Annotated in this window: 7 protein-coding genes; 4 read left to right on the top strand and 3 right to left on the bottom strand. The window is 62.8% G+C overall.

The window, feature by feature from the left end:
* Positions 1 to 315: 315 nt before the first annotated feature.
* Together ACFVJ3_RS45725 and ACFVJ3_RS45720 are read left to right on the top strand one after the other, a co-directional pair.
* Positions 316 to 1,002: an enoyl-CoA hydratase/isomerase family protein gene (locus ACFVJ3_RS45725; protein ID WP_378458369.1), complete on the top strand. Its 687-nt coding sequence runs from the start codon at positions 316 to 318 to the stop codon at positions 1,000 to 1,002.
* Between the two features lie 98 nt (positions 1,003 to 1,100).
* On the top strand, positions 1,101 to 1,247 hold the full coding sequence (locus ACFVJ3_RS45720) for a hypothetical protein (protein ID WP_378458368.1): 147 nt from the start codon (positions 1,101 to 1,103) through the stop codon (positions 1,245 to 1,247).
* Here ACFVJ3_RS45720 and ACFVJ3_RS45715 read toward each other — a convergent pair.
* On the bottom strand, positions 1,225 to 1,698 hold the full coding sequence (locus tag ACFVJ3_RS45715; protein ID WP_378458367.1) for a LysR family transcriptional regulator: 474 nt from the start codon (positions 1,696 to 1,698) through the stop codon (positions 1,225 to 1,227). The two genes, ACFVJ3_RS45720 and ACFVJ3_RS45715, sit on opposite strands and share 23 nt — an antisense overlap.
* A 596-nt stretch (positions 1,699 to 2,294) precedes the next feature.
* Here ACFVJ3_RS45715 and ACFVJ3_RS45710 point away from each other — a divergent pair.
* Entirely contained in the window at positions 2,295 to 3,818 is a 1,524-nt protein-coding gene (locus ACFVJ3_RS45710) for an SLC13 family permease (protein ID WP_378458366.1), read from the top strand.
* A gap of 26 nt (positions 3,819 to 3,844) precedes the next feature.
* Here the strand turns inward: ACFVJ3_RS45710 and ACFVJ3_RS45705 are convergent, their stop codons facing one another.
* Together ACFVJ3_RS45705 and ACFVJ3_RS45700 are read right to left on the bottom strand one after the other, a co-directional pair.
* Entirely contained in the window at positions 3,845 to 4,735 is an 891-nt protein-coding gene (locus ACFVJ3_RS45705) for a LysR family transcriptional regulator (RefSeq protein WP_378458365.1), read from the bottom strand.
* A gap of 148 nt (positions 4,736 to 4,883) precedes the next feature.
* Entirely contained in the window at positions 4,884 to 5,825 is a 942-nt protein-coding gene (locus ACFVJ3_RS45700) for a LysR family transcriptional regulator (protein WP_378458364.1), read from the bottom strand.
* A gap of 104 nt (positions 5,826 to 5,929) precedes the next feature.
* On the opposite strand from ACFVJ3_RS45700, the gene ACFVJ3_RS45695 reads away from it, so the two are divergent.
* Positions 5,930 to 7,045, top strand: coding sequence for a hypothetical protein (locus ACFVJ3_RS45695; RefSeq protein ID WP_378458363.1), 1,116 nt, complete (start codon positions 5,930 to 5,932; stop codon positions 7,043 to 7,045).
* Positions 7,046 to 7,055 lie beyond the last annotated feature (10 nt).

Raw genomic sequence — 7,055 nt, 5'->3', positions numbered from 1 at the left:
TCGAAGAATCACGCGGTGACCGTCTCTCGTCCGGTTACGACACGCCGGTCATTGGTACGAGATCCGGCTCGTACACCATCATCGTGGACGCAACCGCCCGGCGGAATATTTCAGCGCACACTCCCCGCGCATAGTGTCATGGATCACACGCAAATCGAAGGGGATCGAAACAGTGTCCGACATCGGCTATTTCACCTGAGACCTCGCGACCGAGCAGGTGACGCACCGTGCCTGCGCGACGACCACACCGGCCGGTTGCCGTTCTGCCACGCCGTTCGTGGTCCGGCGTTCCTGGAGCGGCACGGTCCGCTCGCAGTGATAACGCTCAATCGTCCCGAGGTCCGCAACGTCGTCGACTCGGACGTCTCCGCCGCGGTCGGCGCGGCCATGGAAACACTGGCCTCCTCTCCCTACCTTCGGGTCGGCATCATCACAGGTGCAGGAGATACCTTCTGTGCTGGTGCGGATCTGGCCGCACTGACTGCCGGGTACAGCATCGACGCACCCGGACACCCGGAATGGGGGTTCGCAGGCTTCGTCCGACATGACATAGACACACCGCTGATTGCAGCCGCCAACGGCTCTGCCTCCGGTGGAGGCCTCGATCTCATCTTGGCGTGCGACGCAGCCATCGTCAGTTCTCACGCCTCTCTGGGGTCCCGGGAAATGCGACGATATGCGGACTGCGATCCCGACTCGGGGGCACTCGGCGGCCGACGCCAGGCCAGGGCGGTGTTCCTTCGCGACGGGCTCGAGCCGGAAACGGCACTGCGTTGCGGAATGATCGACAGGATCGTTCATCCACATGAAGTACTGCCCGAGGCCGTGAGGCTGGCACGGGCGCTGGCAACGACAATCCCGCCCATGGAAGGGATCGGCGCCGCGGTCATGCGTCGTCGCGCCGGCAAGAACACTTCCCGGCACTGCGAAAGCGACACGCCACGTCACCCTCATCAGTACCGGCACGGAGCCCAGCGCGTGCTCCGGGCCAGTACGATTTGACTGAAGATTCCCTTACCCGACAGTGCTTCTCGACGTCGCAGCGATCCTGCGGTGCCCGGCGCGCGGCCCATCCAACGACGAAGACGAACTGAGGAACCATGCTGGATCGACTGTACGCAGCCCTACTGGCGGCAGCCGGATTGTCCTTCGGCGACTGCATCGCCCTCGAGGATGCGGTCAGCGATCTCGACGATCTGCCGCGGACGGTCACCGACCCCGCCATTACCGCCCACCCACTGCTTTGACCGTCGCCTGATCCGGTGTCAGGACCACCGGTAGCTCGGACCCCACGGCCCGGGTCAGAAGTGGCAGCGTCACCGCACTACTCGCTCCAGCGAAACCCAACGAGACCCGGCCAACCTCCCCCCTGCCCGCAGCCAGTGCCGCCTTACGGGCAACCCCCGCCGCGCCCAGTACTTCCTTCGCCGGCCCCAGAAACGCCGCCCCGGCAGCTGTGAGCTGTACCGTGCGGGTGGTCCGCTCAAACAACACCACACCCAAGTCGCGTTCGAGTGCGCGAATCTGTTGACTCAGTGGCGGCTGCGACATGTGTAATCGCGCCGCCGCCCGTCCGAAATTCAATTCTTCAGCGACGGCAACAAAACCTATGAGGTGACGAAGTTCCACACCCGCTACCGTAAAACGCACACTTCCCACTGACCATGAGGAAGCGCGGTGTAGCCACTGAACCGCCATCCGTGTTCGGCAGCTAGTACGCGGTCGCGTATCTATATCGACCGCGGGTACAGCGGGCGCAGACGAACGCGAGTCACTACGACTGCACTGAGCCGCCAAACAGCCGGAGGACGCCGGTGGCCTGTCCCCATCCGACACAGCTAGACGTACTCCGGAGCGCACACGGATCGTCCGCACGAGCGCCGACCGTGATGCAGCGCACTTACCGCCAATTCGTACAGCTCCCAGCCGGTACCAATTTGGTCCGCCTGAAACGTTCCACGCCAAGAAGTCTGAAGCTAACCGCAGAGACCAGAGCCAGGGAAGGCCTCGACCCCACAGGAACCGAGGGCTTCTCCCTACGTCCGTGCCGATGCGCCGCCGGGGCTGTCCGACATCATGTAGACGTCTATATGCGTCACACGCATGAGTTATAGGCAAACCGTTCACTGGACCGCAATGATTGCCAGTGCTTAACGTGATCTAACCCACATAAGCACTCACGAACGATTCGGCATCCCACCCGCACGTATGACGTCGGATGCCGTCCAGCGGAGGCCCAAATGACAGTGCCGACTCGAGTACCGAACGCATCGAGAAGCGAGGTTCGTCCTACCGTGGACCAGGAGCGTCCGCGGAGCCGTACAAGGACACAAGCCATCGGACTCCTTATCGGCAGCCTGGGGTTCGTCGCCCTGCTTGTCATCCCAACGGGGTTGAGTGGACCGCAACAACGGCTGGCCGCCATCTTGATTCTGGCCGTGGCCTTTTGGATCACCGAGGCACTTCCGCTCGCGGTGACGTCACTCCTCGCGATCGGACTCGCTGCAACACTCGGAATCGCGGACAGCCCAGACGGCGGCAACGGAAGTGATCTCGTCTTCTCCTCGTTTTCCTCCTCGGTCATCTTTCTGCTGATCGGAGGTTTCCTTTTCGCCAAGGCGATCAACGTGCATGGCCTCGACGCCCGGTTCGCGCTGCGTGTACTTACCCTGCCCGGGGTCGCGAAGTCGTCCTACCGCGTGATCGTGGCCTTCGGGGCTATCGCCTTGGTGATCTCCGCATTCGTATCGAACTCGGCAACGGCGACAATGCTGCTGCCGATCGGGCTGGGCCTGATCCGCACGCTCAACCCCATCATGGCCCCCGGGAATACCGATTCAACCGAGCCCAAGCAGACCCGCTTCGCGACCGCTCTCATGCTGATGATCGCGTATGCAGCGGCGGTCGGCGGCCTGTTGACGCCCATCGGAAGCCCAGCCAACCTCGTCGGCATCGGTTACATAGAAAAGCTCACGGGCACCTCCATCGGCTTCTTGCAGTGGACGGCGGCAACAGCCCCCATCGTCGCCATCATGTTCGTTATCTTGTGCGTGGTCATCATCTCGATGAACCGCCCGGAATGTCGCGCGCTGCCCGATCTCGACTACCTGCGTCAGGAGCGTGCTCAACTCGGCCGACTTTCAACAGGTGAGCGCAGCACGCTGTTCGCCTTCTGCCTGGTGTGTGCGGCATGGTTGACCCCGAGCGTTGTCTCGCTAACGTTTGGTGTCGACTCCTCAGTCGCGACTTTCGTTGCCGGCCACCTAGACGACGGCGCGGTGGCAGTGATCGCGGCGACTCTGCTGTTCGTTCTGCCCGGGAGCAAATCCGGTGCCAGGGTTTTGAACTGGGAACAGGCGGTGCGGATCGACTGGGGGGTGATTGTCCTGGTCGGCGCGGGCATCGTGCTCGGCGGTCTGTTGTCCTCGACCGGTCTCGCAGATCTCGTCGGCGAGACCCTCAGCCAGAATCTGGGCTTTCCGAGCCTGTTCGTGATTACTCTGTTCGCTGTCGCGATGGCGATCTTGCTGTCCGAGACGACGAGCAATACCGCGGCTGTGGCAATCGTCGTGCCCATCGTCGTTCCTATCGCGATGGCGGCCGGGATCAATCCGGTAATTCCTGCTATTGCCAGCGTCTTCGGCGGATCGTTCGGATTCATGCTTCCGATCGCCCAGATTCCCAACGCAATTGTGTACGGCTCCGGTTTCGTTCCGATCAAGCGAATGCTTCGTACCGGCTCAGTGTTCGACTTGGTCGGTTGCATCCTGATCGCTATCGGCGTCGTGCTCTGGCTTCCGCATCTCGGCCTGGGCTGATTGCTGAAGACTGACCCCGTGGAGCTTCAGCTCCGCGGGGTCTCTGCCATGGAAATGACGTGCTCGAGGAATGCGTGCGCAGCGGCTGGCATGTAGCGGCTGGTGACTCGTGCGACCCCGACGACGCGGCTGGCGTCGACGTCGCTGATCGGTATCTCTACCGGCAACCCGACCTGATGTGTGTCGGGAGAGGGAGGGAGGATGGCGACCCCGAGTCCGGCTGCCACCAGGCCGCGGACGGTGGGCACGTCGGCAGCTTCGAACACGATCGTCGGGGTGACGCCGACTTTCTCGAAGAGCTCATCGGTGATCTGACGAATTCCGAAGCCGCGCTTCAGTGTAACTACTGGCACTTCTGCGAGATCGGCCAGTTGCACAGTGCCCGAGGATGCCAGTTGATGGTCTTCGGGAACAGCCAGAACCATCGGCTCCTTCCAGAGTGGTACCCATTCCACACCAGGCACTTGCGGGTCGGGAGCTGTCAGACAGAGGTCCACCGAGCCGTCCTGAAGCATCCCGACCACGGACCCGGCCCCGCCCTGTGACAGTTGGAACCGCACATTCGCATGAGTCCGCCGGAACTCTCGAAGCAGGCGAGGGACCAGTGTCGGTCCGATGGTGGGTATGAACGCCATCGTCACGATCCCGCGATTCGGATCGACGGCGTCGGTAATCTCCGACCAGCCCGTATCAAGTGCTTTAAAGGCTTCCTCCACACGCGCCCGGAAGATCTCGCCGTACCGGTTCAGTCGTACGGTCCGTCCGACGCGGTCGAACAGCGGAACTCCCAGCTCGTCTTCCAGACGTCCGATGGCACGGCTCAGCGCCGATTGCGACATGAATCTGTTCTCGGCCGCTTGTCCGAAGTGCCCGAACCGCGCGGCAGCGGAGAATGCCTCCAGATCACGCAGTTCCATGGAGGCAACGCCCGCAATCAATGTGTGTCATGCATCAAGTCTAGGTGCATTGATCACTTCGATGCACCTATTCCGCTCTCCGTTCGGCATGCGATCGGACACCGATCGTGTGACCTGCATCGGGCGCTCTCCCCGACGAAGACTTCGGTCACGATTCTGGTCGGAGCTGGGGGTGTCGCAGCGTCAGATCCTGCAGATACTGCGGTCCAGTGCGGCGAGCGACGTCGACGAAGCCTGCGACGAGCGGCGACTGTTGGCCGGCGCGCCAGGCCAGGGACAGCGGGCGGTGTGGGAGCGGGTCATGGAGTGGAACGAACCGGACTCCCTGGCGGCTGAGATTGATGAACGATGTAGGTAGCAATGCCACCCCTGCACCGGAGGCCACAAGCGCCAGAATGGTTTGAATGCGCGGAGATTCTTCGACGACCGGGGGCTGGATCTTGTGTTGCCGGAACAGCTCGACCACATCGGCGAAGGTGGTCGGCGCTGCGGCCCGCGTCCACAGGATGATGGGTTTATCGGCCAATATCCCGGGGGATATTCTTCCGCGGTCAGCGAGAGGGTCGTCGTCGCACACCACCGCCGCGAGCGGGTCTTCGATCAGCGTCTCCACGGTAAGGGTGGGTTCGTCCACGGGCCCACGTAGGAATCCGACGTCGAGTCGATGTTCGGTGAGCTGGACGATTTGGTCCGCTGTACCCAGTTCCGCGAGTTCGAGTTTGACATCGGGGTAATCACGGCGGTGAGCACGCATGACGTACGACAACACCCCGTCTACCGCGGCCTGCAAGGCACCGATATGCAGATGCCCCAGTTGCCCGGTGGCGGCCCGACGTGCTGCTGCGAAGGCTCGTTCCCCGTGCACGAGTGAAAGGCGGGCCTCTTCGAACAAGGCATGACCGGCATCGGTGAGTTCAATCGGCCGCCGCGAACGATCGAACAGCTCGACCCCCAGCTGGTGCTCGAGCTTTCGGATCTGCTGACTCAACGGCGGTTGCGCCATGTGCAGTCGCTCGGCTGCCCGTCCGAAGTGTCGTTCCTCGGCAACCGTGACGAAATAGCGGAGTAATCGCATCTCCGGATCATTCATATCCTCAGAATATAATAGGTGACCAAACATGTCTTGGACTGTGATGGTGTAGCGGACTTACGGTTGGCCCAGGTAAATCGGATCTACCAAGGAGGACAACCGAAATGACGGCCGTACAACCTCGCATCGACCACAACGACCTGGTCGAGCATTACTTCAACCAGCCGTGGAGCGACGGCCTGCCCGTAGTTCCCCCCACCCCGGAGCGAGTCGCTGCCGTGGTCGAGGCACTCGGCGGCGACCCCCACACCCTCGAGGCACGAATCCCGCCGCGATGGGGCAGCCTGACCCGCGAACTCCTCGCAGTCAACATGGTGATGGCCGGCTGCAAGCCGGAATACGCACCCGTCGTGCGTGCCGCAGTACTCGCCCTGGCCGACACACGCTTCAACCTCAACGGCATCCAGGCCACCACTCACGTCGTCTCGCCGCTGATCGTCGTCAACGGCCCGATCGCTCGCGAAATCGGCATGAACTCCGGCGGAAACCTCTTCGGCTCCGGCAACCGGGCAAACGCCACCATCGGCCGGGCAGTTCGACTGATCATGCTCAGCGTCGGCGGGGGCATCCCCGGCGAACTCGACAAGAGCACCCTCGGCCATCCGGGCAAATACACCTTCTGCATCGCGGAGAACGAAGAAGCCAGCCCCTGGGCTCCCTACCATGTCGAACATGGCTACGCCCCCGAAGACAGCACGGTGCTCGTCATCGGCGCCGAAGCCCCCCACAGCGTGACCAACCACATCTCCGATGACCCGCAGGGCATCTTGGACTCCATCGCCTCGGCAATGAGCACGATCGGCCACAACAACGCCGTGCTCGGCGGCTCCTGCACCGTCGTCCTCGGCATCGAACACGCACGCACGATCGCATCCTTCGGATGGACCCGCGACGACATCCGCCGATACCTGTGGCTCAACGGAACCAACGACTGGGACAAGGTCAGCTACGGCAATCGCTACGCCCCTCCCGGCGGAACCACCTACAACCGCAACCTACCGAAGTGGTATCCACGCCAGTCCGGCCGACAGGTGCCGATCGTGTTCACCCCCGACGACATCCATCTGTTCATCGCGGGCGGCGCGGCCGGTCGATTCTCGGCCTTCCTGCCCGGATGGAGCACCGCGACCACGCCGGTGCTGCGAGCCATCAGCGACGACACCGTGCCGACAGGCGACCCCGGCGGCCTCGAATGCTCCGACGGCTCCTGCCGTTTGTAGCTCCCCGTTC

Origin of the sequence: Rhodococcus sp. NPDC127593, assembly GCF_042671975.1 — a bacterium.
Classification (GTDB): domain Bacteria; phylum Actinomycetota; class Actinomycetes; order Mycobacteriales; family Mycobacteriaceae; genus Rhodococcus_F.
The sequence above is the reverse complement of the archived record's forward strand: the minus strand, read 5'-3'. Positions and strand labels throughout refer to the sequence as shown.